Annotated in this window: 40 protein-coding genes; 36 read left to right on the plus strand and 4 right to left on the minus strand. The window is 73.9% G+C overall.

Annotated features, from left to right (window positions below):
* Positions 1-8 precede the first annotated feature (8 nt).
* The 4 genes from MTO91_RS23585 to MTO91_RS23600 form a co-directional block, all read right to left on the minus strand.
* A complete protein-coding gene (locus tag MTO91_RS23585; RefSeq protein ID WP_350590870.1) occupies positions 9-833 on the minus strand; it encodes a sugar phosphate isomerase/epimerase family protein in 825 nt (274 codons plus the stop codon).
* A 62-nt stretch (positions 834-895) separates the two neighbouring features.
* Positions 896-2,374 (minus strand): hypothetical protein, encoded by a 1,479-nt coding sequence (locus tag MTO91_RS23590; RefSeq protein WP_476652764.1) that lies wholly within the window; start codon positions 2,372-2,374, stop codon positions 896-898.
* A complete protein-coding gene (locus tag MTO91_RS23595) occupies positions 2,374-3,381 on the minus strand; it encodes a Ppx/GppA family phosphatase (protein WP_073576577.1) in 1,008 nt (335 codons plus the stop codon). The genes MTO91_RS23590 and MTO91_RS23595 overlap by 1 nt, the downstream gene beginning before the upstream one ends.
* A 9-nt stretch (positions 3,382-3,390) precedes the next feature.
* Positions 3,391-3,678: a helix-turn-helix domain-containing protein gene (locus MTO91_RS23600; protein ID WP_476652767.1), complete on the minus strand. Its 288-nt coding sequence runs from the start codon at positions 3,676-3,678 to the stop codon at positions 3,391-3,393.
* A gap of 185 nt (positions 3,679-3,863) precedes the next feature.
* Between MTO91_RS23600 and MTO91_RS23605 the strand changes: the two genes are divergently transcribed.
* The 36 genes from MTO91_RS23605 (at position 3,864) to MTO91_RS23780 (ending at position 25,138) form a co-directional block, all read left to right on the plus strand.
* Entirely contained in the window at positions 3,864-4,049 is a 186-nt protein-coding gene (locus MTO91_RS23605; protein WP_476652768.1) for a helix-turn-helix domain-containing protein, read from the plus strand.
* Positions 4,050-4,201: 152 nt separating this feature from the next.
* Positions 4,202-4,615 (plus strand): hypothetical protein, encoded by a 414-nt coding sequence (locus MTO91_RS23610; RefSeq protein WP_476652769.1) that lies wholly within the window; start codon positions 4,202-4,204, stop codon positions 4,613-4,615.
* 52 nt (positions 4,616-4,667) lie between these two features.
* Entirely contained in the window at positions 4,668-5,072 is a 405-nt protein-coding gene (locus MTO91_RS23615; protein ID WP_465880003.1) for a hypothetical protein, read from the plus strand.
* Positions 5,069-5,359: a hypothetical protein gene (locus MTO91_RS23620; protein WP_476652771.1), complete on the plus strand. Its 291-nt coding sequence runs from the start codon at positions 5,069-5,071 to the stop codon at positions 5,357-5,359. Before MTO91_RS23615 ends, MTO91_RS23620 begins: the two co-directional genes overlap by 4 nt.
* Positions 5,356-6,219, plus strand: a complete 864-nt coding sequence (locus MTO91_RS23625) for a hypothetical protein (RefSeq protein ID WP_476652773.1) — start codon at positions 5,356-5,358, stop codon at positions 6,217-6,219. Before MTO91_RS23620 ends, MTO91_RS23625 begins: the two co-directional genes overlap by 4 nt.
* The gene (locus MTO91_RS23630; RefSeq protein ID WP_476652774.1) at positions 6,219-6,770 is read left to right on the plus strand and encodes an Lsr2 dimerization domain-containing protein; all 552 of its coding nucleotides are present in this window, start codon (positions 6,219-6,221) and stop codon (positions 6,768-6,770) included. Before MTO91_RS23625 ends, MTO91_RS23630 begins: the two co-directional genes overlap by 1 nt.
* On the plus strand, positions 6,767-7,213 hold the full coding sequence (locus MTO91_RS23635; RefSeq protein ID WP_476652776.1) for a hypothetical protein: 447 nt from the start codon (positions 6,767-6,769) through the stop codon (positions 7,211-7,213). Before MTO91_RS23630 ends, MTO91_RS23635 begins: the two co-directional genes overlap by 4 nt.
* Positions 7,210-7,716 carry a hypothetical protein gene (locus tag MTO91_RS23640; protein ID WP_476652778.1) on the plus strand — a complete coding sequence of 169 codons (507 nt, stop codon included), beginning with the start codon at positions 7,210-7,212 and terminating at the stop codon, positions 7,714-7,716. Before MTO91_RS23635 ends, MTO91_RS23640 begins: the two co-directional genes overlap by 4 nt.
* Complete coding sequence (locus tag MTO91_RS23645; protein ID WP_465880021.1) at positions 7,716-8,012, plus strand: response regulator transcription factor; 297 nt, start codon at positions 7,716-7,718, stop codon at positions 8,010-8,012. Before MTO91_RS23640 ends, MTO91_RS23645 begins: the two co-directional genes overlap by 1 nt.
* On the plus strand, positions 8,009-8,923 hold the full coding sequence (locus tag MTO91_RS23650) for a helix-turn-helix domain-containing protein (protein ID WP_476652780.1): 915 nt from the start codon (positions 8,009-8,011) through the stop codon (positions 8,921-8,923). The genes MTO91_RS23645 and MTO91_RS23650 overlap by 4 nt, the downstream gene beginning before the upstream one ends.
* A gap of 2 nt (positions 8,924-8,925) precedes the next feature.
* A complete protein-coding gene (locus MTO91_RS23655; protein ID WP_476652782.1) occupies positions 8,926-9,618 on the plus strand; it encodes a zinc finger domain-containing protein in 693 nt (230 codons plus the stop codon).
* A gap of 374 nt (positions 9,619-9,992) precedes the next feature.
* On the plus strand, positions 9,993-10,400 hold the full coding sequence (locus tag MTO91_RS23660) for a hypothetical protein (RefSeq protein WP_476652783.1): 408 nt from the start codon (positions 9,993-9,995) through the stop codon (positions 10,398-10,400).
* Entirely contained in the window at positions 10,393-10,839 is a 447-nt protein-coding gene (locus tag MTO91_RS23665; RefSeq protein ID WP_476652784.1) for a hypothetical protein, read from the plus strand. Before MTO91_RS23660 ends, MTO91_RS23665 begins: the two co-directional genes overlap by 8 nt.
* On the plus strand, positions 10,836-11,144 hold the full coding sequence (locus tag MTO91_RS23670; RefSeq protein WP_476652785.1) for a hypothetical protein: 309 nt from the start codon (positions 10,836-10,838) through the stop codon (positions 11,142-11,144). The genes MTO91_RS23665 and MTO91_RS23670 overlap by 4 nt, the downstream gene beginning before the upstream one ends.
* Positions 11,141-11,923: a hypothetical protein gene (locus tag MTO91_RS23675; protein WP_476652787.1), complete on the plus strand. Its 783-nt coding sequence runs from the start codon at positions 11,141-11,143 to the stop codon at positions 11,921-11,923. The genes MTO91_RS23670 and MTO91_RS23675 overlap by 4 nt, the downstream gene beginning before the upstream one ends.
* Complete coding sequence (locus tag MTO91_RS23680; RefSeq protein ID WP_476652788.1) at positions 11,916-12,392, plus strand: hypothetical protein; 477 nt, start codon at positions 11,916-11,918, stop codon at positions 12,390-12,392. The genes MTO91_RS23675 and MTO91_RS23680 overlap by 8 nt, the downstream gene beginning before the upstream one ends.
* Positions 12,376-12,702: a hypothetical protein gene (locus tag MTO91_RS23685; protein ID WP_476652789.1), complete on the plus strand. Its 327-nt coding sequence runs from the start codon at positions 12,376-12,378 to the stop codon at positions 12,700-12,702. The genes MTO91_RS23680 and MTO91_RS23685 overlap by 17 nt, the downstream gene beginning before the upstream one ends.
* Positions 12,699-13,355, plus strand: coding sequence for a PolC-type DNA polymerase III domain-containing protein (locus MTO91_RS23690; protein ID WP_476652790.1), 657 nt, complete (start codon positions 12,699-12,701; stop codon positions 13,353-13,355). The genes MTO91_RS23685 and MTO91_RS23690 overlap by 4 nt, the downstream gene beginning before the upstream one ends.
* A gap of 121 nt (positions 13,356-13,476) precedes the next feature.
* Positions 13,477-13,836, plus strand: coding sequence for a hypothetical protein (locus MTO91_RS23695; protein WP_476652791.1), 360 nt, complete (start codon positions 13,477-13,479; stop codon positions 13,834-13,836).
* On the plus strand, positions 13,833-14,234 hold the full coding sequence (locus MTO91_RS23700; RefSeq protein ID WP_476652792.1) for a hypothetical protein: 402 nt from the start codon (positions 13,833-13,835) through the stop codon (positions 14,232-14,234). The genes MTO91_RS23695 and MTO91_RS23700 overlap by 4 nt, the downstream gene beginning before the upstream one ends.
* Positions 14,231-14,539 (plus strand): hypothetical protein, encoded by a 309-nt coding sequence (locus tag MTO91_RS23705; protein WP_476652793.1) that lies wholly within the window; start codon positions 14,231-14,233, stop codon positions 14,537-14,539. The genes MTO91_RS23700 and MTO91_RS23705 overlap by 4 nt, the downstream gene beginning before the upstream one ends.
* Complete coding sequence (locus tag MTO91_RS23710; protein ID WP_476652795.1) at positions 14,536-14,757, plus strand: hypothetical protein; 222 nt, start codon at positions 14,536-14,538, stop codon at positions 14,755-14,757. The genes MTO91_RS23705 and MTO91_RS23710 overlap by 4 nt, the downstream gene beginning before the upstream one ends.
* A gap of 50 nt (positions 14,758-14,807) precedes the next feature.
* Complete coding sequence (locus MTO91_RS23715; protein ID WP_476652797.1) at positions 14,808-15,803, plus strand: DUF7341 domain-containing protein; 996 nt, start codon at positions 14,808-14,810, stop codon at positions 15,801-15,803.
* Between the two features lie 143 nt (positions 15,804-15,946).
* Complete coding sequence (locus tag MTO91_RS23720; protein ID WP_476652798.1) at positions 15,947-16,402, plus strand: HNH endonuclease; 456 nt, start codon at positions 15,947-15,949, stop codon at positions 16,400-16,402.
* A complete protein-coding gene (locus MTO91_RS23725) occupies positions 16,399-16,527 on the plus strand; it encodes a hypothetical protein (RefSeq protein WP_476652800.1) in 129 nt (42 codons plus the stop codon). Before MTO91_RS23720 ends, MTO91_RS23725 begins: the two co-directional genes overlap by 4 nt.
* On the plus strand, positions 16,527-16,847 hold the full coding sequence (locus MTO91_RS23730; protein ID WP_476652801.1) for a hypothetical protein: 321 nt from the start codon (positions 16,527-16,529) through the stop codon (positions 16,845-16,847). The genes MTO91_RS23725 and MTO91_RS23730 overlap by 1 nt, the downstream gene beginning before the upstream one ends.
* Before the next feature lie 262 nt (positions 16,848-17,109).
* Positions 17,110-17,664 carry an HNH endonuclease gene (locus MTO91_RS23735; protein WP_476652802.1) on the plus strand — a complete coding sequence of 185 codons (555 nt, stop codon included), beginning with the start codon at positions 17,110-17,112 and terminating at the stop codon, positions 17,662-17,664.
* Positions 17,664-18,212 carry a hypothetical protein gene (locus MTO91_RS23740; RefSeq protein WP_476652804.1) on the plus strand — a complete coding sequence of 183 codons (549 nt, stop codon included), beginning with the start codon at positions 17,664-17,666 and terminating at the stop codon, positions 18,210-18,212. Before MTO91_RS23735 ends, MTO91_RS23740 begins: the two co-directional genes overlap by 1 nt.
* A gap of 43 nt (positions 18,213-18,255) precedes the next feature.
* The gene (locus MTO91_RS23745; RefSeq protein WP_476652805.1) at positions 18,256-19,773 is read left to right on the plus strand and encodes a hypothetical protein; all 1,518 of its coding nucleotides are present in this window, start codon (positions 18,256-18,258) and stop codon (positions 19,771-19,773) included.
* A 12-nt stretch (positions 19,774-19,785) separates the two neighbouring features.
* Complete coding sequence (locus tag MTO91_RS23750; protein WP_476652807.1) at positions 19,786-21,162, plus strand: phage portal protein family protein; 1,377 nt, start codon at positions 19,786-19,788, stop codon at positions 21,160-21,162.
* A gap of 26 nt (positions 21,163-21,188) precedes the next feature.
* The gene (locus MTO91_RS23755; RefSeq protein WP_476652808.1) at positions 21,189-22,481 is read left to right on the plus strand and encodes a head maturation protease, ClpP-related; all 1,293 of its coding nucleotides are present in this window, start codon (positions 21,189-21,191) and stop codon (positions 22,479-22,481) included.
* A gap of 1 nt (position 22,482) precedes the next feature.
* The gene (locus MTO91_RS23760; RefSeq protein WP_476652809.1) at positions 22,483-22,854 is read left to right on the plus strand and encodes a DUF2190 family protein; all 372 of its coding nucleotides are present in this window, start codon (positions 22,483-22,485) and stop codon (positions 22,852-22,854) included.
* Positions 22,855-22,866: 12 nt separating this feature from the next.
* Positions 22,867-23,802: a phage major capsid protein gene (locus MTO91_RS23765; RefSeq protein WP_476652811.1), complete on the plus strand. Its 936-nt coding sequence runs from the start codon at positions 22,867-22,869 to the stop codon at positions 23,800-23,802.
* Positions 23,802-24,206: a hypothetical protein gene (locus MTO91_RS23770; RefSeq protein ID WP_476652812.1), complete on the plus strand. Its 405-nt coding sequence runs from the start codon at positions 23,802-23,804 to the stop codon at positions 24,204-24,206. Before MTO91_RS23765 ends, MTO91_RS23770 begins: the two co-directional genes overlap by 1 nt.
* Before the next feature lie 3 nt (positions 24,207-24,209).
* The gene (locus MTO91_RS23775) at positions 24,210-24,626 is read left to right on the plus strand and encodes a head-tail connector protein (protein WP_476652814.1); all 417 of its coding nucleotides are present in this window, start codon (positions 24,210-24,212) and stop codon (positions 24,624-24,626) included.
* A complete protein-coding gene (locus tag MTO91_RS23780) occupies positions 24,626-25,138 on the plus strand; it encodes a hypothetical protein (RefSeq protein WP_476652815.1) in 513 nt (170 codons plus the stop codon). The genes MTO91_RS23775 and MTO91_RS23780 overlap by 1 nt, the downstream gene beginning before the upstream one ends.
* The last annotated feature ends 11 nt before the right edge of the window (positions 25,139-25,149 follow it).

The raw sequence follows: 25,149 nt of genomic DNA on the forward strand, positions 1-25,149 counted from the left end.
CGGGCATGTTACCCACGGGTAGGGGCGGCGGCGGACATCGTCGGGGTGAGGTGCAGCCGGGCGAACAGCAGCGACTCGGCGAGCAGTGCCGTGCGCTCCTGCCGGGTCCGGCAGCGCCGGGTCGACACCTCCAGGACGACGGTGCCGCCGTCCGCGGCGAACCGGGAGTCGGCCAGGCGCTGGCACACCTCGGCGCACGGCTGCGCCCCGCGGCCGGGGACCAGGTGCTCGTCGCGCGGGGCACCGGAGCCGTCGGTGAGGTGCAGGTGGGTGAGCCGGTCCCCCATCCGCCCGGCGAGGTCGAGGGCGTCGACGCCGGCCGCGGCGGTGTGCGACAGGTCCAGGGTGTAGGCGCCGAACCCGACCTCGGTCGGGTCGTGGCCGAGCGCGTAGGGCACGGTTCTGATCGCGCCGCGGGTCACCGGGAACATGTTCTCGACCGGGAGCGTGACGTCGTGGAACTCGCGGGCGCGGGCGACCTCGTCGGCGAAGACCCCGGCGTAGCGGCGCTGCCAGCGGAACGGCGGGTGCACCACCACGGTGCGTGCGCCGAGCCGGGCCGCGACCTCGACGGTGCGGCGCAGCCGGTGCACCGGGTCGGCCCCCCAGACGCGCTGGGTGACGGCCAGGCAGGGGGCGTGTACGGCGAGGATCGGCACCCCGTGGCGGTGCGCGAGGCGCTCGACCGCGCGCGGGTCCTGGCTGACCGGGTCGGTCCAGATCATGAGCTCGACGCCGTCGTAGCCCAGCTCACCGGCGATCTCGAACCCGGCGGCGACGCCCTCCGGGTAGACCGAGGCCGTGGACAGCGCGACGGGCGCCGCCCCGGGCAGGTCGGCGGTGGGCGGGCGCGACGGTGTCACGAATCGTCGAGTCGTCACACCGTCGCTCATCGTTACCGGTCCACCAACACCAGGATCGCCGGGGACACGGTCAGCAGCAGTCCGACGAGCACCGCGAACAGCGTGGTCCTCAGGTCGTCGTTGCGCAGCAGGGCCCGCACGCCGAGCACGAGCCCGACGGTCAGCACGACCGCGAGCGACAGCGCCACGATCGGCAGCGAGGTCCACAGGTAGCGGAACAGCACCCAGATCGCCGCACCGGCGACGGCGCCGCCGATCCACTGGGCGATGACGACCGCCCAGGCCTGGCCGGTCCCGGCCGCACCGGACGGGGTGTCGCCGTCGAGGCCCGCGGGCGGCTGCGCACCGCTGTCGGTGACGGCGCCGCGGCGTCCGAAGCGGCGACGCGGGTGCTCGTCCTCCTCGACGGCGCCGGCGGCGAGCTCGCCGTGGTCCTCGTAGTCGTCGTAGTCGTCGTCCTGCGGGCGCTCGGGGGCGAGCACGCCGGTGCGGCCGCCGTCGGCGGAGCCGGGTCCGTCGTCGTACCCGGCGGGGCCGTGGCGGTCGTCGTAGCGGGGGTCGGCGTCGTAGCCCCGGTCCTCGTAACCCCGGTCCTCGTGACCCCGGTCCTCGTAGCCCCGGTCGTCGTAACCCTGCTGGTCGTCGTAGTCGTCGGTGTACGGGTCGTAGGCGCCGGTCGGCGGGCCCGCGTCGGCCGGATGCGGACGGGGGCCGTCGTGCTCGTCGTCCAGCGGCGGGGCGCCGAACTGGGTGGGCGGGCCGCCGTCGTCGTCGGCCGTGGGGGCCGGGCGGCGGGCGCCGAGCCGGCTGGTGGGGATCTCGTCGGGGCCGTCGTCGGCCGCGCCGGGCGGGGGGCCGTACGGACCGGCCGGGCGCGGGGCGTCGCGGGGGCCCCAGGCCTGGGTGGCGGGGCCGTCGTCGTGACCGTAGGGGCGGCCGTTCGGCGGGCCCTGTGGCTCGGGCGGGAGCGGACGGGCCTGCGGGGCCGGGCCGGGACCCGCGGACCACTGACCGGGGGGCGGGCCCTGCGGCCTGCGGGGCGGGGCACCGTTCGGGGCGCCTCCGAAGGCCGTGGCCCCGTGGGGCGCAGCACCGTTCGGGCTGCCGCCGTTCGGGCTGCCGCCGTTCGGAGCGCCGCCGTGGGGGGCACCACCGTTCGGGGCGTTGCCGTTCGGTACGAACGGCTCCGGTGCGCGCCCGGCCTGCCCCTCGGAGGGGTCGGGGCGGCGCGCGGGCGGGAACGAGGGGTGCTCGATGGGCGGCGGGCCGTCGCCGCCGCGCGGGGCGAACCCGCCCGCGCCCTCGGGCGGGCGGACACGGTCGGCGGCCGCGGGGCGTCGCGGCGGGGCCGCCACGTCCGTCCGCGCGGGTGCCGCGGGCGACGGGGCGCCGGGCCCTTCGTCGTCCTCCGCGGCGCGACGACGGCGGCGTCGTCCGGGCTGCTGGCCGCCGTTGGCGGCCAGGAGCTCCGCGACCGTCCGCTGGCGAGGCTCTCCGCTGTCCACACTCATCACGACCACCGTGCCCTGTGTGTTGTCAAGGGTCCAAGCCCGCCCGGGGATGTCTGCGCCGAGCGGTCGTCCCCGTTCGTCCCATCGAGCATGTCGAAGCGCCGGAGGATCACTCCCTCGCGCAACGCCCACGGACAGATCTCGAGTTCGGTCACGCCGAGGGCGTCCATCGCGGCCTGCGCGACGACCGCCCCGGCGACGAGCTGGTGCGCCCGGCTGGCGCTCACGCCGTCGAGCTGGGCGAGGTCGGGACCCGACATCCGGGTGATGAACGCCGACAGCTGGCGCAGGCCCTGCGCGGTCAGCGTGCGGCGGGCGCCCGGCCCGGCGCTGGACGGCGCGGCACCGGCGAGCCGGGCCAGCGTCCGGAAGGTCTTGGAGGTGCCGACGGCCCGGTCCGGGCGCCCCGCAGCACGCAGCCGTCCGGCGACGGGGGCGATCTCGTCGCGGACGCGCTCGGTCAGCGCGGCGACCTCCGCCCGCGACGGCGGGTCGGAGGTGAACGCGTCGCGGGTCAGCCGGCCCGCACCCAGCGGCACCGACGCGGCGACGTCGGGGGTCTCGTCGCGCCCGACGGCCAGCTCCAGCGAGCCGCCGCCGATGTCGAGCACGAGCAGGCGCCCGGCCGACCAGCCGCACCAGCGGCGGACGGCGAGGAAGGTCCAGCGGGCCTCGTCCTCGCCGGGCAGGACCTCCAGCGCCACCCCGGTCTCGCGCTGCACCCGGGCGAGGACCTCGGCGGAGTTCGTCGCGTCGCGCAGCGCGGACGTGGCGAACGCCAGGAGGTCGTCGCAGCCGGCGGCCCGGGCGGTGTCCCGGGCCCGGTGCACGCTCTCCAGCAGCGCCTTCACGCCGTCGCGGCCCAGCGCTCCCCTGCGGTCGAGGTGCTCGGCCAGGCGCAGCTGGTCCTTCTCCGACGACATGGGCTTCGGGTGAGCACCGCGGTGGGCGTCCACCACCAGGAGGTGAACGGTGTTGGACCCCACGTCGAGAACGGCCAGGCGCACCCGATCAGGTTACCGAGCCGTTATCGACTGCTGAGCAACCCTCCTCCCGCTGGGGGTCGACAGCACGAGTTCGAACGCTGAGGTGCCCAGCGCGGCTGCGATCTCGTCGAGGTCGTTGGTGGTCATCGGCGTCGCGCCGGACAGCCGACGACTCACCCACGACTGCTCGCGGCCGAGCGCTCGCGCCAGGTCTCGGCCGGACATTCGCCGCCTGCCGATGAAGGCGCGGATCTCGCCGGTCAGCTCGTCGCCGATCGAAGCCTGGTCACTGCCTGTGGGTACCACTGCATTGGTCATGCGCTCACAGTAAGGCCGTTGCGCTGAGCGCGTCAACGCGTCGGTGATCGCGACACACCGGGGCTGAGCTGGGGATCGATCAACCCGGCTTGACGCTGATCTACTCAGCGCATCATCATGGCTGCATGCACAGCGACAGAGCGTACGTCGCATCACGCGTTCGGGCAGAGCTTGCCGCCCAGCGGGTGAGTGGTCGGCGTCTCGCAGAACGGCTGGGCTGGCCGACCGACGTCCTCGCCCGACGGCTTCGAGAGGACGCCCCGTTCACCGGCGATCAGCTGATGGCGATCGCCCGGGAGCTCGGGATCTCGGCGGAGGTGTTCGTCGCCCCGCCACCAGGGACGCCGGCCCCCGCCCAGCAACCCGCCTGAACAAGAAGAAGGACCGGCCGCCGCGTCACCGGCTGCCGGTCCCAACCCCACGGAGAACGCTGATGATCGAATCCGAAGGGCGCACCGAGAGTGTAGCCCCCGACCAGCCGAAACCTGAGCTTCCGCGCTCGGTCGAGTGGCTGGTGAAGACGATGACCTTTCTGATCCGGGGCCGTCGTGCCGCACTGCTGATCGGCGGGATGGCGTACCAGCTCGCGCAGAAGCGCGCGGGCACCCCGCGGGTGTGCTCGCCGTACCCGACCGCCGAGGTCGAGACCGCCCGCCGGTACGCGGACGCGGCGCACACGACCGCGGCACAGCAGGCGATGACGCTGCCCGCGACGCACGGCCTGCAGCTGCTGCACGGCGACGACCTTGACGACGTGCTGTCGCTGCTCGTCGCGTGCGGGGTGTCCACGGCGTTCGTCACGTCGGAGGCCGGCGGGTGGGCGACGACCACGCAGCGTCTGACTGAGCTGGCGAAGGACGTCCCGACCCCGCGGGTCGACGCCGCGCTGCGGCTGCTCGACGAGCACCGCATCGAGTTGGTCAGGCGGTCCCGGTGAAGCGCGTGTGGTGGAAGACCGAGCAGACCGACCCGGCCTCGGGTGGTGCGCGGTGAGCGCCCCGAAGACCCCGGCCGACGTGCGGGGCACCTGGGACGCGCTGGGCACCGACATCAGCCGCCGCCAGTCGCTGCTGACCGGCTACCGGCACGGCGGTGTGGACCTGACAGACGAGGAGGTCGCCGAGCACGCGGTCACGCTGCTCGCGCAGGGGGCTCATCTCGCCCGTCTGGTCGACGCGTTCGTCGTGGAGTGGGGGCTGACCGCGGCTGTGGCCGGCGTCCCGCTCGACGACGTCGCCGCGGCGGCCGGGGTGGATGTGGCCGCGCTGCGGATCCGGCTGCTGTCGTTCGTCGACCTGCAGGAGGGCGTGCACCAGCGCCCGGACGCGAAGCACGGGATGGACCCGGTGCAGGCCGAGCAGGTCCGCGCTCTGATCAGCGGGGTGTCGACGTGACCGCCCCGGTGTCTGCCGCCGCGGTCGGCCAGGCCGCCGAGCTGGCCGTCCGCGCGGTGGACGCGCTGATGACGTGGGAGGCCCAGGCGCCGCGGTCGGACCTGACCCGCGACGACCTGGTCCGGATCGCGGCCCAGCTTCGGTCGGCCGCGGACCTGCTCGACCCGACGGTCCGGCCCGAAGCTCGCTGCTACGAGCTGACCGACGCCGGCCGTGCCGCGGCTGAGGAGCTCGACCAGACGGGCGGCCGCGGGCTGCTGGTGCTGGTGGACGGGGGCCGGTCGTGACCGCCCGCACCGCGATCGAGCGCCGCTACGACGCCGCGCGCACCCGTTCCTACCGGCGTCGCCGCGCGGCCGGGCAGACCGCGACGGTCGACGCCGCTGTGGTCCGCTCCCACGTCGAGGCGCTGCGGGAGCAGGGAGTCACGCTCCGCCGTATCGCCGCGGTGTCCGGCGTGACCCGCCCGACGCTGTACGCGCTGATGGTGGGGCAGCCATCGAAGGGGCTGCCCCCGACCCGCCGGGTCACCCACGGTGTCGCGCAGCGGGTGCTGGCGGTCACAGTCCAGGACGCTGCCCTGCCGGCTCCGGACCTGGACACGCTGTCGGACCTCGCGCGGGTCAACGCGGTCGGCCCGCGACGGCGGGTGCACGCCCTCGTCGCGCTGGGGTGGTCGATGCAGCAGTGCGCGGACCGTCTCGGGATCGCCCGCCGCCAGCTGCAGGATGTCCTGCTCGTCGGCGATCAGGTGTCGGCGCGCACCGCCCGCGCGATCCGGGACCTGTACGACGCCCTGTGCTGGTCGACGCCACCGGCGAGCACCCGCTGGGAGCGGTCCGCCGTGACGCGCTCGAAGGCGCTGGCACGCGCCCGGGGCTGGGCGCCACCGCTGGCATGGGACGACGACTCGATCGACGACCCCGCCGCGGTACCCGACCTCGGCGCCGCACCGCAGTCCGTGGTGGACCTCGGCGACGACGAGCACCTGCGGCTGTCCGGTGTCCCGGACGAGCAGATCGCGGCGCGGATGGGTGTGTCCCTCGACGGCCTCCAGACCGCCCGCCGTCGCGCCCGGTCCCGGGAGGCCGCGCAAGGCGCCGAGCTCGTGGCCGCTGTCGACTCTGGAAAGCGCGGTGAGCACTGATGGTGTGGAAGCTGCACGACGACATCACCGGCGAGCCGATCGCCGACGGCGAGGGCGGCCCGGTCACGATCACGCTGGGCGACGAGCGATTCGTCGTGGACCTCAGCGACCGCCAGCGGGAGGTTCTGCGCGGGCTGCTGGAGCCCTACATCGCCGTCGGGCGGCCGGCGGATTCGCTGAAGGCCACGCGTGCCCGTGGCTCCGCGGGCCGCCCGGCCGAGAGCCCGGTCCCGGATGGTCCAAGCAACGCCGAGATCCGCGAGTGGGCGCGCAACGCCGGCGTCGCGGTGCCGCGCGTCGGCCGTGTCCCGGCCGACGTCCGCAAGGCGTACCTGGCTGACGTCGGCGGCGCCGCGTCGCCTCACGCACCGGCCCCGAAGCCTGACCCAGCCACAGTCGACGCGATCCCCGATCGTCCGCGACCCGAGCAGGTCGATGTCGTCGAGCGGATGCTCGACGACGGCGCCGCTCTGACCCTGATCGCAGCCGAGAGCGGGCTCAGCATCGACCAGGTCCGGGCGATCCGCAGCGAGATCGGCGCCGGACGATGAGCGCCGACCCGACGGCGTGGATCGCCCGGCACCTGTTCGAGTGGCAGGCCACGTCCGCGCTCGCCTGCAACGGACTGGCCGCCGGCATGGACGCCGCTCGCGCGTTCTGCGCCGGGGACCGGTCGTGGGGTGCCCCGCACCCAGACGGCGGCACGCACCGGGCTGCGTTGCGCGCCAGCACAGTCGAGTACACGCGCCGGTTCCCCGACGGCCGGATGGAGGTGACTCCGCACCGGCTGCGCGCGGTGGCCCGCCACGTCGACCGGGCCCTGACCGACGCGGACCGCGGCCGGTTCGAGGGGCTGCTCGCCGAGTACACCGAGGTCCTCCACGGCCGCGGCTCTCGTGGGCACCGCCCGGGCGCGATCATCGTCGCGGACCTGCGCGCTCTCACTGCGACGGTCCTGGACCGCGCCGAGGCCCGGACGGCGGCCCTGTCGTGAACGCCGACCTGGACGCGGTCGCGTTCGCCGGGCCCCGGGCGGGCATGTCCGACACCCAGACGCGCGGCGTGGGCCGGGTCCTGACCCGCTGGTACGACGAGGGCGCCACCGAGTTGCACCACCAGGGCGACCACACCGGCGTCCAGCTGGTCGATCACGCGGCCGCGCTCTGCCTCGACCTGTTCGTCGTCGCGCACCCCGCCGCCGGCCAGACCCGGCCGGTGGAGCGGGCCGGGGTGAACGACGAGATCGCGATCCCGCTCCCCGCCGATGGCCGCGACGAGCACCTGGCCGCGGTGTGCGGGCGCGTGCTCGTCGCGGTCGGCGGGCCGGCGTTCTGGGAGCGCGCCCCGGTGTGGCGTCTCGCCGCGCGCGCCCATGACCTCGGCCGTGTCGTGGCCGTGGTCGACCTGTGGGGGCAGGAGCTGCACGACGTGTCGTGGCCCGCCCCGACCACCACCAGCAAGGTCGCCGCCCGGGCGGCCGGAACGACGGAGACCTGATGCCCACGAGGGCGACGAACGCGAAGAAGGGCGACCCGCTGTCGCGGCGGGAGGAGCAGGTGCTGCGCCTGATCGCGGCCGGCCTGACGAACGCCGAGCTGGGCCGCCAGCTGTTCCTGTCCGAGAACACGGTGAGGATCTACCTGCGGCGCGTCCTGGCCAAGCTGGGCGCCCGCAACCGCACGCAGGCCGTCGTCGTCGGTGTCGCGATGGGCCACATCCCGCTCCCGGCGGGGTCGGTCCCTGTGATCGAGGCGCTGGTGCGCCCGGTTGAGGTCCCGGCGGTGGGCGCATGAGCATCGCGGTGATGACGCTGGTGTGGGCGTCGGACGTGCCGTCGCCGCAGCGGATGACGCTGCTGGCCCTCGCGGACGCCGCGAACGACGACGGCGTGTGCTGGCCCTCGATCCGGCACCTGGCGTCGAAGACGCAGGCCGGGGAGTCGACGGTCCGCCGGCACCTGCAGGCGCTCGAGGAGGACGGGCTGCTGTCGTCGCAGCAGCGGTTCAACGCCTCGGCGGTCTACCGGATCGACGTGGCCGCGTTGAAGGCCCGTCCGGCGCCGGAGATCCGGACCCGTTCGGAGTCCCCGATCCCGGCCCCCGCCGCCACCTCTGCCCCCTCCCAATCTGGCACCCCCTCCCAGATTGACACCGGTCCCGATCTGAGCGGACCCCCTCCCAATCTGAGCACGACCCCCCTCCAATCTGAGCACCTAACCGTCAGTGAACCGTCAGTTGAACCGTCAGCGCCTGACGGCGCCGCGCGCGAGCACGCGCGAGCCGCCGCCGAGGGCCCCGGCGCCGTCGCGTCCCTCGGCAGCCGCCAGCGCCGCCGCGCCGCCGGGCACCGCGAGCTCGCCAGGACCGCCCGCTCCGGCGCCGCCGTCGCGATCGTCGAGACCTGGGCCGGCACGTGCCGCATGCGCCCCGGCCCCCGGGTCCTGACCCAGCTCGGCGTCGAGGTCGACGTGCTCCTGCGCCGGGACTGGCCCGACGCGCTCCTGCTCGACGCCCTCGCCGCGTGGGGCGACAAGGGCCTGGGCCCGACCGCGTTCCAGTCCGTCGCGAACGAGGTCGCGAACCGCCGCCCGGCGCGCAAGCCGAGCGTCACCGAACGCGCCCTGGCCTCGGTCGACGAGGCGTTCGCCGAGTACGAGCGCCGCCACCCCGGCTCCATCCCGCAGCTGCCCAGCCGAGGAGCGTGACCGTGGACATCCCGATCGACCATCAGCCCGTCACCGCCGCCGACTTCCGCCCGGTGTTCCGCGTCCTGTCCGTCGTCGACGGCCACCCACGGGGCGCCGACGACGTCGAGGGCTGGATGCTCGCCGCCACCTCCGGGCGCTGGACCCGCGCCCAGCTCGCCGCCGGCACGATCGCGCTCACCTCGGCGTGGACGGGGTTCCGGATCCAGCCCGGCCACCTCGCCGAGCGGATCACCGCGCTGCGCGCCCAGGTCCGGTCCCGCTGGTCGTGCCCACCGCCGCCGCGGGAGCTGCGCGACGACCCGGCCGCGGAGTCGGTGTGGCGCCGCCGCGCCGCGGTGGACTTCGCCGACCGGGCGATGCTGGCCCTCGCCGCCGGCCGCCCCCTGGCCGACGTGCCGCTGCTGCCGTCGGGCAGCGACGACACCCCGGCCGCCCTCCCGGCTGGGCAGGCCCGGCTGCGGGAACTGATCGACAACGCGTTCGTCGCGATCAGCCCGGCCGACGACCCGACCAGCGCCGCCGTCGCCGTCGAACGCCGCACCGCCCTGACCCGGCCGTGCTCGTTCTGCGGGTCCCGCCGCGGCGAGCCCTGCACCCGCCCCGGCCGCACCGGCCGGGTCCCCATGCGGACCGTCCACCCGGCCCGCGCCGACTCCACCCCCGCTGACCTGCGAGAGGACGCGACCGCATGAGCGCGCAACCGAGTGGACGACACCACACCCAGGTGCATACTGGACCGGCGGCCGAGTATGCACCGACCGGAGGGGGTGGCCGCGATGCGCAGCCACCGCGACCTGTCGATCGTGCAGCGCGAGCGGATCGCGGAGTCCCTACTGGTGGACTGCGACCCGCCGGGTCCTCTTGGCCGGTTCCGGGGCTGCGGGGCGCTCCGCGGGCAGCGGTGCACGAGTCTCGCCACCGGGCTTCCGCTGGAGGGGCTGGGGGCGCACGTCGACCGGCTCCGTCGGGCCCGCGAGGCACGGCGGTCCTGCCCGCCGTCCGAGGTCGTGCCGTCTCCCCGCCCGTCGGGGGAACCCACTTCGGCCTGACCCGCCGTGAGGCCGCGGTGGTGTTCGCCGCGGCGGCGCAGCTGATCGACGCGCACGGCCACCACCGGGGCCCGTGGTGGCCGGAGTACCCGGACCCGTGTCCCGCGGACGGCCCGCTCGGTGTGCTGGGCGCGATCGCGGTCGCCCGCGGTGTCGTGATCGCCGCCCGCGCCGAGCAGGCGGTCCCGCCGGCGATGCGCCGCACCCTCACCGAGTGCCTGCCAGACCGGCACCTGGTCGCGGGGGTCGCCGGGTACGGCGGCGGCCACGGCCTGCTGGAGCTGCTGCTCGCCGAGACCTGGCTGGGCCGGTGGTGGCTGCGCCGGCGCACGGTCCGTCTGCTCCGCGCGGCTGCCGTCAGGGCCCGCGCGGAGCAGGCACCCGCCACCCCACACACCACCTCGAAGGGGGCCCGCCGTGGCTGAGCAGCCCGACGACCAGCGGGCCGCCGAGCCCGTCGCCCTCGCGGTCAACCCGGATACCGGGATCGTGCACCGCCGCATGTCGGACGGGACCTGGTACGCACTGGACGCCATCCCCGGCCGGGACGCCGTCGCTGACGAGAACCTCATCCGGTACTTCCCGCAGGAGAATGCGACGCGCTGCCCGCGCACCTGGTCGCTGCCTGACCCGCCGCCGGACGACGTGACCGTCGTGCACGTGCAGGCAGCGAGCGGCGAGGTGTTCCGCTGCGTCCGAGAGGGTCACCGATGGCGCGATGGGTCCGGCAGGGACCTGTTCAGGCTCCACAGGCGGCGGCTGTTCGGATTCGGGGAGCTGCTGGACATGGGCAAGGTCGTGGAGGGCGAGGCACCGGCTGTCGAGCCGCCCGTGCTGGCAGACGAGGCCGGTGGGTCCCGGTGAGCGCCGTCGAGCGGCCCACCGACGGGCCGGACAGCGGCGACCTCGTCCAACGCATCCTGGACGCCCTCGCGCGCCCGCAGTGGCTGCGCCAGGACGACGCCGTGCTGACGATCGAGGGCCCGATCAGCGACTACGTCATCGAACCGGCACGCCACGACCTTGGGCTGTCCCGGGTCGAGATGGTCGATGCGCACCTCGCCGATCTCGTCCGGAACGGGCGGTCTCCGGCCCCGGATTGCTACGGGAACAGCGACTACGACGCGCTGCTCGAAGCGCGCAACTACTTCACTGAGGAGTCCCGATGACCTCGTCTGTGCCCGACGGGCCGGACACCGAGCTGGCCGCGATCGTGGCCGACCTGGACGACCTGCACACCGAGGCTGCCAGTGTCGCGATGCGCTCGGAGGGCAGCGTGACGGCTGCCGCCGAGGAGGTGCGGGACGACGTCGCGAGCATCCGGGATCGGCTGCGTGCCGTGCTCGCCCGCCCGGCCGCCGGGCGTGACCTGACCGCGCAGGACGTGCGCGATGCGCTCGCCTCTCACGGCGCGCTCGTGCCGCCGCGATGGGTCGGTGACCAGGTCGCCGAGCACCTGAACCGGGTCGCCCGCCCGGCTGTCGCACGCACGGACGGGCAGCCCCCGGCCGACGACGAGCTGTACGAGCCGCTGCGGGCCGAGATCCGGGCGGGCGAAGCGGACCACGATCGCCGGACCGGCCGATCCGCGGCCCCGGCCGACGACACCGCCGCACCGGACCCGCTCGCCGGCGTCGAGATCGGCGACGACGACCCGATCGGCCCGTACGAACCGGCCGCGATCTGCGGGGCGACCGCCTACACCGGCAACCGAGCCGGCCGGATGGAGTGCCTGCGGGACCCGCACCCGGAGGGCTGGCTACACGTCTCGGCGTGTGACGACCAGGTCGACTATGTGTGGCGGGACCTGCGTGTCGACGAGCTGTCGGGCCTGGTGATGACGAGCGAGGGCGTCGTGTGCCGGGTGTGCAACCTGGAGGCCACGACGTCGGGTGGGCACTTCGCGGGGTGCCCGGCGTCCGGTCGGGGCGGGGGCGACCGTGGCTGACCGCCGCAACACCGAGGTCCTCGACGCCGCCGTCGAGCTGGTCGGGCGCACCGGTGCCCGCGAGATGCAGATCGGCTACCTGCACGACGACGTGCCGGTGGCGGAGGCCGGCTGGTGGGCCCACGCCCAGCTGCGGGGCGCCCGGATCATGGTCGAGAACCACCGCGGCCCGGACGAGGCCGCTGAAGCCCTGGCCGTGAAGCTCCTGACGGGCGGCATGTGCACCCATTGCCGCGGCCTGATCGCACTGCGGGACGACGGCGCGGTCGCGTACGCCGGGAGCCTGGCAGACGGGTCCGAGATGACCGAGCGGCGCGCCAGGTCGATGTCGCAGTGCCGGTGGCGGAGGCAGGGCTCCCGGTGGGTGCGCGGCTGCGTCGACACGCACCCGGAGCGCCGCGCAGCTGGCCCGAACCGGGCTGAGCGTCGCCGTTCCGCGCGTCGTCGGGGCGGTGAGCACCGTGGCTGAGGGCGCGCGGTTCGGCCGCCTGCGATCGCTGCGCCGTCGGGTAGCGCACGCGGTGGCGGAGTCGCGGGATGTGGAGCAGCTGCGCGCCGAGCTGGCCGCTCAGGGGGCGGAGCTGGTGGCGGTGCGGGCTGCGTACGCGCGGGATGCGGCGCTGTTCGTGGCTCATCGGGCGGCGTGGGATCGGGAGCGGGCCCGGCTGGTTGCCGGCCTGACCGAGGGGCTGCTGGTGGCGGACACGCGGGAGGCGGAGCGAGCGGTGCGGGAACTGCGCGGCAAGTTGATCAACCTGGACGAGAGGCGAGCACGATGACCGAGCAGCAGCAGACCGAGACCGTTCCCCCGCCGCCGATCGTCTGGGTGGACACCGAGACCACCAGGGCCGATCACCGGCGCGTCCCGTGGGAGGTCGGCCTGATCCGGCGAGCCCCGGACGGCACGGAGTCCGTGCATCACTGGTGGCTGCCTCCGGGCCCCCTGGACGCCGCTGACGGGTTCGCGCTGCGCGTCGGAGGGTTCTGGGACCGGCATCCGCTCGGCCTCGAAGCGACGGGCGCCTGGGACCGGGAGCTGCTGGGCTCGTACTTCGATGCGGTGACACCTCACGAACGGTTCGCCCCCGATGTCCTGGCGCTCACCCACGACGCCGTCTGGGTGGGCACCAACCCTTCCTTCGACGCCGAGCCGATTGCCGCGATCCTGCGGCAGCAGCGGCTGCTTCCGACGTGGCGTTACGACCTGTGCGACGTGATCGTCCTGGCGTGCGGCTGGCTCCACGGGCGCGCTGCCGCTGGGGAGGGTCCGGGCCGTCCGCCCGTGAAGCGGCGCTCGGACGACATCGCGAAGCTGCTCGGCGTGGAGGTCCCGCCGCTGGAGCGCCACACGGCTCAGGGTGACGCACGTCGGGATCAGCGGATCTACGACATCGTCACCGGCCGGGTCCCGGCGCCGATGGTCGCGCCGTGACGGCGGCCCCGGAGCGCCCGGCTCCCCGTTCGGTGTGGAAGCGGTACCCGTCGGTGGAGGCGATGATCGACGACCTGCTGTGCACGCGGTGCGGCGCCTCGCGTGAGGCGCGGGTGTGCCGGTGCGCGGGCCCGATCGCGGTCGCGCCGCGGCGGGTGCCGCGCCGGTCCCCGGGGCGGCGGTCGTGAAGCGCCGGCTGACGTTCCACATGCTCGGCCAGGTCGAGCTGACGGCGACGGTGTCCCGGGTGCGGGCGGCCGAGATCGTCGAGCAGCGGGAGCTGGTCCAGCGCAGCGACTCGGTGCAGATGCCGGAGGCGGTGCTGGAGCTGGACGACCCGGTCCGGCACGTCGCTCTCGGGGCGTGTGTGGCGATCACGGATGTCCGGGCCGTCGAGGTCGACCCGTCCGTGCCTCCCGCGCCGGGGCCGCCGGTCTATCCGGCGCCGGGAGGCCACGTCACCGTGCGGGTGCCCGGGTGACCGCGTCCCGGCCCCGGTACCGCCGCCAGCGGGTGACGCGGGCGGACGGCTCGGTGGCGGTGCAGTCGAAGCCGCCCCGGGCTGACGTCCTGTACTACCCGCGGGTCGACTTCCCGTCGGTCCTGGTGCGCCGGACGCACGACGTGGACCTGGCCCGGGCGATGGCGGAGCGCCGGTGGCAGACCGTCCCGGACGACCGACCCCTGGCCGCCGCGTGCCGGGTCGGCTGGTGGCGCACCTTCGGCACCGCGGAGCGCCACCCGGACGCCGCGGAGGACACCCAGGGCCGCGCCGTGGTGTGGACCCGGGACGACCGGGCCCCGGGTGTCGGCCCCGGTGTCGAGTTCCGCCCTGAGACGGCCGAGGAGACCCGGCTACGTGAGGAGGGAGCACGGTGAACCTGGAGGACCGGAACCGCGTCCACAAGCTGCGTGAGGCGGCGTCCCGGCTCGATCCGGACTGCGACGCGCCGACGGTGCCGTACGAGGTCGAGGTGACCCCGCCGGCGGGCGATGGGACGGGGGCGTTGCTGATGCCGGTGAGGCTGGTCCTGCCCGTCGCGATGCGGCGTCCGCTGTCGGCGCTGATGCGGGCGGCGGCGGACCGGATCGAGTTCGCGGGCTGGTCGCTGGGCCAGCCGGTGAGCTACTCGCTGGAGATCGCCGGGGTCATCGTCGGCGAGGACCTGGGGCACAACCGGTGACCGGGCACGGCCACGACCTGGCTCCCGACCCCGCCGCCCTGTGGGCCGCCCGGATCCCGCTGCTGCTGGAGCTGCTCATCATCTCCTTGGCCGCCTACGTGGCATGGACGGGCAGCACTCGGGCTCTCGGCTCGTTGATCTTCGTCGTCTGGGTGTCGCTCTCGCTCCGCATGGCACGCCCCCACTCGCCCCGCGCTCGCACCTCGGAGGACTCGTGACCGCTGTGCTGCTCCCCCGCCCGCTCCCCGGCCCGCTGGAGGCTCCCCGCATGTCCGCCCCCCACACCGACACCGAGCAGACCGTCACCCCCGCCATGGCCGCTGTGGAGCTGCAGGTCGCCGTGGACCAGCTGACGAAGCCGTCGCTGCACCGCCTGAACCGCGCCGAGCCGGTCCCGGGCTCGGACGAGCACCAGCAGATCGTCGACGACCGGGACCTGGAGCAGGCGTCGTGGAACCGGCTGTCGGAGGCCTACCGGCTGCGGGACACCTCGATCGCCTACGCCGCGCTGGAGACCATCGGCCTGATCGAGCGCCGCCGCCGCGCCCGCACGGTCCCGACGGTCGAGGTCCCCTCGCTGCTGGCGCAGCTGCAGGACGCAATCCCGAACGGCTCGGACTCCGGGCACTCCAGCGCCGGCACCGGCGCGGCCCGCTCCCCGCTGGCCCTGTCGGCCCTGGACTTCGTCACCACGGTGGCTGAGGCGACCGCGTTCCGCGGCCCGGCCAGCTCCCCCACCCTGGCCGCGCACCTGACGTCATGGTGCTCGAAGGCCTGCGACGACGAGACCCAGGTCCTCGGCGCCGCCGAGCTGGCCGCCGGCTGGCCGGACCGGGCCCGCGCGGTCCTCGACCCGGAGAACCACTGGACGATCCCCGGCGCGTGCCCGGACTGCGGCCACACAACGGCCTACGTCGTCCAGGACGGCGACACCGTCCGCCGCCCGACCCTGAACCTGGACACCTCAGCCACGCCGCAGCGGGCCCGCTGCCTGCGCTGCCCGGCCCGCTGGGTCGGCGAGACCCAGCTGCAGCAGCTCAACCGCGTCCTGACCGAGGCGCGAGCGGCGAGGCGCCCGGCCCGTGACTACACCGCGCTCGGCTACCGCGTGGACCCGGCCACGCTGCTCCTGGTCGAGCGCGCCCCGGGAGACGACCGCCCGCCGTCGTGTCCGGTGTGCAAGGCCGAGGTCGTCGTGGCGCTGCTCGAGGCCGGCGGCTGGTCATGCCCGAACGCCTGCAAGCCCGTCGCTACGGCCGAGTGACTTGCGCGAGGCCCAGGTGAGAACGCTAGAGTGACGCCGCTCAGTACACGTGTGCCCAGGCCCAGCCGACTACGGATCGGCTGGGCCTGGCCCGTTTCCGGACCCAGCTGTGACCGCGCCACACCGAGGACGAGGTGGTCGCCGTGTCCAGTCTGGAGCGCCGCACCCCCCTCGCCCGGAAGACCCCGCTGCCCCGGGGCACGGGCGAGCTGAAGCGCACCGAGCTGCCGCGCGTCGCGACCCGCACCCGCCGCGGCCGGCCGGTCGACATCCCCGAGTCCATCCGCCGCCAGGTCCTCGCCCGCGACGGGAAGGCCTGCGCCCGCTGCGGGTTCTCGATCATCGGCATCCCGTACTCGCTGCACCACCGCAAGCCCCGATCCCAGGGCGGCGAGCACACCACCGTCAACCTGGTCACCCTGTGCGGCATGGGCGGCGACACCCGACGCTGCCACGGCCACGTCGAGAGCCAGCGCGAGCAGGCCCGCGAGGACGGCTGGCTGGTACCCCGCGCCGTCGACCCGGCCGCACGGATGGTGCGCACCTGGCAGTACGGCTGGGCCTGGCCCGGCGACGAGTGGCTGGCCGCGTACCCGTGAGCGCGGCCGAACGACTGCGGATCGAACTGGCCGTATGCCAGCGCTACCGCATCCCTCACCCGGTGTGGCTGACCTGGCCTGCGGCCGACCAGCGTCGCTCGATCAACATCTACCTGCACAGCTGATGCCTCGGCGTGGCACCACCACCGAGCGTGGCTACGACGGTGAGCACCAGCGCGCGGCCCGCCGGCTCAAGGCCGAGCTGGTCGATGGCGACCCGTGCTGCCGATGCGGCGGCCCGATGTACCGAGCCCAGCTCGACGTCGACCGCAACGACATCGACGGCATCGACGCCGACCACTTCGAGCGAGCACGCGCCCTCGGTGGCGCGCTGCCCGACGCCCTGGCCCATCGACGGTGCAACCGCAGGGCCGGCGCGGTGCTCGGCAACCAGCTGCGCGGCGCCACGGGCAGGCGTGCACGGCCTCGCCTCAGGCAGTGGTGATCCACACCGATGATCACAACGCGTCCGCGAATCGGACATTGCGGACGCGCACAACGTGATCATCGATCAACGCTCTGACCTGCGGAAACGCGACGCCAGATCGGCGATCATGCCTCTGACCAGGAAAAATACAGAAACCGGGGCGCCGACCCCGCTCTGAAGCTTCGAAAGCCTCTCTGACCTGCCAGACGTCACGGCGTGACGCGTGACAGCCCGGCGTGACGGTCACGCTGAGTCACCGTGGTCTCGGGAGTGAGGCCCGATGGTCAGACGTCCCGATACCCCGTGCAGCGGCTGCGGCAAGCTCCTCTACAGCGGTTCGGGCTCGCTGCCAGCCGAGCTCCGGCGCTGCCACGGCTGTCGACGCGCCAGCCCCCGGACCCCTCAGAAGCGGCCTCCGATCGAGTGCGAGCACCCAGCCTGCGACGTCATCATCGAGAGCCCGACCTCCAGACAACGCTGGTGCTCGAAGACCTGCTGCGACCGTGGGCCACACGCCCGGCCGCGGAACCACCGGAAGAACAGGCGACGTCGCTCGGACTCCGGACACACAAGCGCGGGATGGGCCCGGCTGCGCGCGCAGGTACTGCGCGAGGAGAAGTCCTGCTGGTACTGCGGCCAAGGGTTCTCCCCTCGACACGCGTGGCCGCATCGACTATCGCCCACCGCTGATCATGTCCTGCCGCTGGAAGGCGGTGGTGCCCTGCTCGACCGAGCCAACGTCCGAGCTGCGCACCGCGAGTGCAACCAGAAGCGCCACACGGAGTGGCGCCGAGACCAGCGCGCGGCGCGCCGAGCCGAGCTGGGGTTGTCCTGATGCCTGATTCCGCAGCCGAACGCGCGCGCCGTGCCCGTCGGCACAAGAAGGGCGACCACTCGCTGTGCGATCCGCAGCGCCGCTGCGAGCTCGTCGAGCAGGCGGCAGCGAATGAGGCGGTCGCGGCCAGCGTCGAGCGCACCGAGCGGATTGGCTCTCGCTACGGACCCCGCGGTCAGGACCTGTGGGACTCGGTCGCCGACGAACCGTGGGTCGGCCCGCTGCAGCGCCAGGTTCTCGATGAGGCGTGTCGGCTCGCCGACCGGCTCGACCGACTGGACCACGCCCTGGAGAACAAGGGCACCTGGCTGCGCTACGAGACCACCGACGGCGGCGACGTCGTCATCACGATCGACAGCGTGCTGTCCGAGGCCCGGCAGCAGGCCCTGGCGCTGCGCGCGCTGCTCGCCGACCTCACGAAGGCCTCGATCCCTGCGAAGACGGGCAGCACCGGCGCCGGCGGGCTGACCCCGGCCAGGAAGGGTGGTGGGGTACTTGACCTCCAGGCCCGAGCCCGTGCTCGTAGGCGCACCGGCGCCGCGGGTTGAGCTGCAGCCCGCCGCGGCGGTCGGATCGTACGGAGCCGAGGCTGTGGAGCTGGCCGAGATGGCCGGGCTGCCGCTGGAGCCGTGGCAGGCCGACGCGCTGGAGCACATGCTCGCGTTCCGCAGCGACGAGAAGTGGGCGGCGCGCGAGTACGCCGAGCTCGTCGGCCGCCAGCAGGGCAAGTCCGCCGGCGTAGGGCTCCCGCGAGCGCTGGCCGGGATGCTGCTGCTGGGCGAGCAGCTGATCATGTGGTCGGCACACGAGGTGAAGACGGCCTTGGAGGCTCATCTCGCTCTGCGGCTGGCCTTGGAGCGCCTCGGCGAGGACGCCGGGCCGAACCTGATCGCCCTCGACGACGGCGCCGTGCTCGTCAAGGTGATCAACAACAACGGCTACGAGGGCTTCGAGCTGTCCACCGGTCAGCGCATGCGGTTCATGGCCCGGTCCAAGGGCGCCGGCCGCGGCTTCTCCGGCGACCTGATCGTCATCGACGAGGCGTTCGCCTACACCCGTCAGCAGCAGTCCGCCGTCGCCCCGACCCAGCTGGCCCGCCCGAACCCGCAGACGCTCTACCTGTCCTCGCCGCCGCTGCGCGGTGACGTCGAGGAGGGCAAGGTCCTCTACGCCCTGGCCGACCGCGCGGCGAAGGGCGACAGCGACGGTCGGCTCGGATTCCGCGACTGGGGGCTGGGCACCAGCCTCGACGAGGTCATGGGCATGGCGACCCGCGACCGGGCCGCGTTCCTCGACGACCGCCGGAACTGGGCGGCTGCCCTCCCGGCGCTGGGACGAGGTCGCGTCAGCGAGGAGTCCATCGCGCAGTTGCGCGCCGAGATGGACGAACGCGACTTCGCCCGCGAGGTCCTCGGCTGCTGGCCTGTCCAGGTCACCACCGACGGCCGCTGGCAGGTCATCTCGAAGACCGCGTGGATCGCCCGCGGCTGGGCGTCTCGAACGGCCGACGGCCGCGACGCCGACGAGCTGTGGACCTCCGACGTCGCGTTCGCGATCGCCATGCCGCCCGAACAGGACTGGGCCGCGGTCATGGTCGCCGGCCGGTCGGTCGACGACGAGCTCCTGGTGCAGGTCGTCCGCTACGCCCGGGGCACAGCCTGGGTGCTGCCCGAGGTGCTCGACCTCGCCGAGCGGCACCCGCACACCGTGGTCGCGATCAACAAGCGCGGCCCGGCCGGTTACCTGCTCGCCCCGCTGGAGCGCGCCGGGGTCGAACTGGTCGTGCCCGCCGAGCTGGAGGCCGCACACGCCAACCAGCGGTTCGTCCGGGGTGTCGTCGACGAGCCGGTGATCCGGCACTTCGACCAGGAACCACTCGACATCGCTGTGAAGGCCGCGGTGAAGCGCCCGATGGGCGACGGCTGGACCTGGCTGCGGCGCGGCGACACCGACGTCAGCCCCGTCGAGGGCGCCGCTCTGGCGGTGTGGGCGGTCGAGGACGGCACCGGTCCGGTCTCCGCGCCGCTGCCCGTCCCGGCCAACGCCGGCACCGACTACGGCGACGGCCTGGGCGCGCTCGGTGGCGACCTCGCCCACCTCGGATTCTGACCGGAGGACAGCATGAGCAGCCCACCCGTGACCGAGCTCGGCGTCGGGAAGGTCGACAGCGGCCAGTGGTGGGGCTCGATCGACGAGCCCACGCCCGAACTGCGCTGGCCGAACAACGTCAAGGTGTTCGACCGGATGCGCCGCACCGACACCCAGGTGCAGTCCGTCCTGCGCGCGGTGACGATGCCGATCCGCCGGACCGAGTGGCGCCTGGACCCCAACGGTGCCAGCGACGAGTGCGTCGCCCAGATCAGCGAGGACACCGGCATCCCGATCGACGGGGCCGACACGAAGACACCCGGCCGCACCCGGGACCGCTTCTCCTGGACCGAGCACCTGCGGCACGCGCTCCTTGACCAGGTGTTCGGGCACATGCCGTTCGAGCAGGTCTGCCGTCTGGAGGGCGGCCGCTACCGCCTGCGCAAGCTCGCGCCCCGGATGCCGGCCACGATCAGCGAGTTCGACATCGCCCGCGACGGCGGCCTGCTCGGCATCGTCCAGGACGCCCCCGCCGCGACCTCGCCCCGCGACCTGATCCGCGGCACCCAGCTGCCCCGCCCGGTGTACATCCCGGTCGACCGGCTGGTGATGTACACCAACGAGCGCGAGGCTGGGAACTGGCAGGGCCAATCCATGCTGCGCGCGGCCTACAAGTTCTGGCTGCTCAAAGACCGGATGCTGCGGATCCAGGCCATGTCGGTCGACCGCAACGGCATGGGACTGCCGGTGTACAAGGGCGCCGCCAAGAGCGAGGACCTCGGCCCCGGACTGCAGATGGCCACCAACTGGCGCTCCGGCGAGGCCGCCGGCGCCGCGGTGCCCTACGGCGCGGACCTGCTGCTGCGCGGCGTCGAGGGAGACCTCCCCGACGCCGACAAGGTCATCCGCTACTACGACGAGCAGATCGCCCGCTCAGCGCTGCTGCACTTCCTCAACCTCGGCACGCAGACCGGCTCGTGGGCGCTGGGCAGCACCTTCGCCGAGTTCTTCACGATGTCGCTGCAGACCATCGCCGACGACGTGATGGACGTGTTCAACCAGCACGTCATCGAGGACCTGGTCGACTGGAACTACGGGATCGACGAGCGCGCGCCCCGCCTGATCTGCACCGAGATCGGGTCCCGCCACCCGGCCACCGCGGAGTCGCTGAGCCTGCTGGCCCGCTCCGGGATCGTGCTGCCCGACCGCGACCTCGAGCAGGCCGTGCGCACCCTCTACGGCCTGCCGCGCAAGGGCAGCTACAGCAAGCCCGCCGGGCCGGCCGCCGACCCCGGCCAGGAACCGCAGCAGACCGCCGCGTCGATCCTGCGCGGCGTCATCGCCGAGCTGGAGGCCCCGTCCCCGGTCCCGGACCCCTACCGCGGCCAGCGGCCGCCCGCCGCTGCGTGAACCCCCACCCGAGAGGAGCGCTCGCGATGCCGAGCAAGCTGCCCCGCTTCCGAGCGGCAGCCGGGACCCGAGGCGACCCGGGTGAGTGGTACCGGGTCGGCCCGGTGCACAACCTGGCCCCCGCCGCCGCCGACGACGACACCGGTCCCGCCCAGGGCGCCTCCTCGACCACGGCCGACGTCTACCTCTACGACGTGATCGGCGGGTGGTTCGGCCTCACCGCCGACGACTTCGTCCGCGACGTCGCCAGCCTCGACGTCGACCAGATCGTGCTGCACCTCAACAGCCCCGGCGGCGACGCCCTGGAGGGCGTGACGATCGCGAACGTCCTGCGCGCCCACCGGGCTCGCGTCGTCGTCCGCGTTGATGGCCTGGCCGCATCCGCGGCGTCGGTCATCGCGATGGCCGGCGACGAGGTCGTCATGGGCATCGGCAGCCAGATGATGGTGCACGACCCCTGGGGAGTGGTGATCGGCAACGCCGCCGAGCTCGAAGCGTTCGTGCGGCGCCTGGACAAGACCGGCGACAGCCTCGCCTCGACCCTCGCGGCGAAGGCCGGTGGCAGCACCGCCGAGTGGCGGGCCGTCATGCGGGCCGAGACCTGGTACACGGCCGAGGAAGCCGTCGCCGCCGGTCTCGCCGACCGGGTCGCAACCGCCGACGAGACCGGCACCGCCGAAGGCCAGCAGATTACCCCCGGTGGCCTCGACGACTGGTCGTTCTCGTTCTGGGACTCGCTGTCCGATGCGGACCGCTTCGACCTGGCCGCCTTCACCTACTCCGGGCGCTCCCAGGCGCCCGAGCCCGCGATGCCGGGCCGCACCACACCCGCCGCGACCGCGACGGGTGCCCCCAACCAGGAGGACGACATGCCGTTCCTGGACGACGTCCGTACGCGGCTCGGTGTCGCTGCGAACGCCGACGAGGCCACCACCCTGGCCGCCCTCGACGAGGCCCTCGCCGAGCAGACCACCGACACCGCCCTCACGAGCCGCCTGCGCGCCGACCTCGCCGACCGCGACGCGATCATCCAGAGCCTGCAGGCCGACGCCGCGCTCGGCCGCCAGGCCCACGACCGCCAGCAGCGCGACGACCGCGTCCGTGCGGTCGACGCCGCGGTCGCCGACGGCCGGATCGCCCCGGCCCGCCGCGACGACTGGCTCGCCCGCCTCGAGGCGGACCCGGGCGACGCCGACACGCTCGCCCAGCTTCCGAAGGTGCTGCCGGTCGGCAACGCCGTCGGACACGACCACAACGACGAGACCCCCGACGGCGACCTGGTCGACCAGCTGTGGGGCGACGAGAGCAAGGGGGCCTGACATGGCCGACTACGTGCCCGTGTTCAAGCCCGGCGAGGACATCACCCAGACCGCGGCCGCCGACATCGTCGGCGGGCGCCTGGTGCGAGTCGTCGGCAACAACAGCGTCCAGGAGACCTCCGCCTCGACCGGTGGCTGGCTCGGCATCGCCGCGCAGGACGCCAAGGCCGGGGAGCGCGTCCTGGTCACCTCCGGTGGTGTGCAGGAGCCCATCGTCAACGGCGCCGTCGTCGCCGGCGACGTGCTCGTCGCCGCCGCGAACGGTCGGGTCGCCGCCATCGGCTCGGTCACCGACTACTCGCAGGTCGTGGGCGTCGCCCTGACCGCCCAGCCCACGGCCGGCCAGACGGTCCGCGCCCGATTCGCCCGCTAAGGGAGACCCTCGATGCCGTACACCTACCCGCCGAACGCGCCCGCGCGGACCGGCGACACCGTCACCATCCACCGCCTGCTCAAGGACGAGCAGCAGATCGCGAAGCGGCTGCGGACCCTGGCCTCCGAGCGGTTCCTCGCCGACCTGCTGCTCACCGGCCGCTTCACCACCGACAGCGGCTCGGTCGCGTGGGACGAGGACGACGAGAGCTTCTACACCTCGCGGACCCCGGAGACCATCCGCCCGGGCGGTGAGTACCCGCAGGCCGCGGTGGGCATGGGCACGCAGCAGAACGCCGCCACCCAGAAGTGGGGCCAGGACGTCCCGGTGAAGGACGAGGCGATCTCCCGCCTCAAGGTCCGTCCGGTCGACGTGGCGTTCAGCAAGCTGATCAACACGATGGTGAAGACCGTCGACGGTGTCTCGATGGCCGCGATCCTCTCGCGGGTCACCAACACCAAGGCCGCACGCGGCGCGTGGAACGACGAGGCGTCCGCCTCGGCCAAGAAGATCTTCCTCGACGTCGCCGAGGCCAAGCAGCGGATCATCGACCTCGGCCTGGGCTACGACCCCGACGTCGTCGTGGTCCCGACCCTGGCCTGGGTCAACGTCATGGCCACCTTCGCCGACGCCGGCTACCTGCCCCGCGAGGACAACCGGGCCCCCGTCATCACCGGCGAGTTCCCCGTCATCGACGGCATGCGCTGGGTGACCACGCCCTACTCGCCGGTCCCCACCTCTGCACTCGTCGTCGACACCGCCGCGCTCGGCGGCATGGCCGACGAGCAGCTCGGCGGACCCGGCTACGTCGGCGTCGGCGCCGGCATCGAGACCAAGTCGATCCGCGAGGACAAGATCGACGGCTACCTGCTCCGCGCCCGGCGCATCACCGTCCCGGTGGTCACCGAGCCCGGGGCCGCTCGCACGATCACGGGAGTGGCTGCCTGATGGCTTCGACGTACGAGGTGAGCGGCCCCCTGGTCGTCGCCGCCCACAGCGACAACAAGGTCCACTACTACTACCAGGGCGCGATCCTGCCGCCCGAGCTCCCGCAGAGCGAGGTCGACCGCCTGGTCGCCGTCGGCCTGGTCCGCGAGGTCACCAAGGCGACCGTGACCGAGGCACCCCTCGACCTCAACGGCGGCGTCGTGCAGGGCCCGGTGATCGGCGGGGCCGCCCCGTCGGCGCCCGTCGAGCGCCCGACCGACACCGACAGCACGAAGGTGTGGCAGGCCTACGCGGTGTCGCAGGGGATGACCGAGGACGAGGCCAAGAAGCTCAACCGCGGCCAGCTCATCGAGCGCTACCCGGCCGCCGGAGGGGCACCCGCCACCACGCCGCCGCCGGCGTAGCCCGTGCCCACCGCGCTCGAGGTGCTCCCCCTGGCCAAGGCCAAGGAGCACCTGAACCGCACCGAGGTCCGCCAGCCCGGTGAGGAGGGCGAGCTGATCGACATGATCGACGCCGCCGTCGAGCGGGTCGAGCGCCACCTCGGCCGGTACCCGCAGCCCGGGAAGATCCTGGAGCAGCTGGCCTGCAAGGTGGTGCTCGCCGAGTACTGGGAGACCCAGCGGCCCGACCCGGGCCGGTCCACTGGGTACCCCGGCGCGGGGGGCCCGGACTCCGATGACGGGCCCACCTCGCAGAAGTCGATCCGGGTCAAGCTGATCGAGCTGCTCGGCCCGCCGGCCGCCGAGGACGGCAGCAGTCCGCAGGGGCTGTCCCCGCCGCCACGGGCCTGGCCGGACCCCGTTGACCGGGCGTGGCCGTGATGAGCGGCCACGCCGCGGTCGAGGCCGCCATCCGCGTGCACCGCATCGCGGTCGACCTGTTCGACGGTGAGCCGGTCAACGTCGGGTTCGGGCCGCGCCCCGGCCCGGTCGAGGCCTTCGACGCCGTCGCCGTCGCCTACTCCCCCGAGGACCAGGGCGTCATCAGCGGCACCGTCGACTACCAGGGCATCCAGTCCCAGCGCGACCAGATCGAGGTCAGCTGCCTGGCGTCGTCGCTCACCGGCGACGACGACGACGGACCGGCCCGGCTGGCCCGCTGCTTCGACCTCATGACGCGGCTCGCGCAGCAGGTCCTCGCCGAGCAGAACCCGGCACCGACCGGCGGTCTCGTGCCGGTCGCCCAGGCGGTGCTTGCCGAGCACCGCATCACCTGGTTCGGCGTCAGCCGCTACCAGACCCAGTGGATCCGCGACTCGAAGTCGAAGACGACGGGCGCGCAGATCCTGTTCACCCTCGCGGTCGCCGCACACGGCTCCGCCATCACCGGATAGAAGGAGGCCAG

This window comes from Pseudonocardia sp. 2-7, assembly GCF_056341085.1.

Bases quoted from the DNA above. Each gene is read 5' to 3' on its own strand.
- MTO91_RS23590 (WP_476652764.1), bottom strand. From the start codon at position 2,374: ATGAGTGTGGACAGCGGAGAGCCTCGCCAGCGGACGGTCGCGGAGCTC.
- MTO91_RS23600 (WP_476652767.1), bottom strand. From the start codon at position 3,678: ATGACCAATGCAGTGGTACCCACAGGCAGTGACCAGGCTTCGATCGGC.
- MTO91_RS23610 (WP_476652769.1), top strand. From the start codon at position 4,202: ATGACCTTTCTGATCCGGGGCCGTCGTGCCGCACTGCTGATCGGCGGG.
- MTO91_RS23630 (WP_476652774.1), top strand. From the start codon at position 6,219: ATGGTGTGGAAGCTGCACGACGACATCACCGGCGAGCCGATCGCCGAC.
- MTO91_RS23635 (WP_476652776.1), top strand. From the start codon at position 6,767: ATGAGCGCCGACCCGACGGCGTGGATCGCCCGGCACCTGTTCGAGTGG.
- MTO91_RS23645 (WP_465880021.1), top strand. From the start codon at position 7,716: ATGCCCACGAGGGCGACGAACGCGAAGAAGGGCGACCCGCTGTCGCGG.
- MTO91_RS23650 (WP_476652780.1), top strand. From the start codon at position 8,009: ATGAGCATCGCGGTGATGACGCTGGTGTGGGCGTCGGACGTGCCGTCG.
- MTO91_RS23675 (WP_476652787.1), top strand. From the start codon at position 11,141: ATGACCTCGTCTGTGCCCGACGGGCCGGACACCGAGCTGGCCGCGATC.
- MTO91_RS23690 (WP_476652790.1), top strand. From the start codon at position 12,699: ATGACCGAGCAGCAGCAGACCGAGACCGTTCCCCCGCCGCCGATCGTC.
- MTO91_RS23715 (WP_476652797.1), top strand. From the start codon at position 14,808: ATGTCCGCCCCCCACACCGACACCGAGCAGACCGTCACCCCCGCCATG.
- MTO91_RS23730 (WP_476652801.1), top strand. From the start codon at position 16,527: ATGCCTCGGCGTGGCACCACCACCGAGCGTGGCTACGACGGTGAGCAC.
- MTO91_RS23735 (WP_476652802.1), top strand. From the start codon at position 17,110: ATGGTCAGACGTCCCGATACCCCGTGCAGCGGCTGCGGCAAGCTCCTC.
- MTO91_RS23740 (WP_476652804.1), top strand. From the start codon at position 17,664: ATGCCTGATTCCGCAGCCGAACGCGCGCGCCGTGCCCGTCGGCACAAG.
- MTO91_RS23750 (WP_476652807.1), top strand. From the start codon at position 19,786: ATGAGCAGCCCACCCGTGACCGAGCTCGGCGTCGGGAAGGTCGACAGC.
- MTO91_RS23755 (WP_476652808.1), top strand. From the start codon at position 21,189: ATGCCGAGCAAGCTGCCCCGCTTCCGAGCGGCAGCCGGGACCCGAGGC.
- MTO91_RS23760 (WP_476652809.1), top strand. From the start codon at position 22,483: ATGGCCGACTACGTGCCCGTGTTCAAGCCCGGCGAGGACATCACCCAG.
- MTO91_RS23765 (WP_476652811.1), top strand. From the start codon at position 22,867: ATGCCGTACACCTACCCGCCGAACGCGCCCGCGCGGACCGGCGACACC.
- MTO91_RS23770 (WP_476652812.1), top strand. From the start codon at position 23,802: ATGGCTTCGACGTACGAGGTGAGCGGCCCCCTGGTCGTCGCCGCCCAC.
- MTO91_RS23780 (WP_476652815.1), top strand. From the start codon at position 24,626: ATGAGCGGCCACGCCGCGGTCGAGGCCGCCATCCGCGTGCACCGCATC.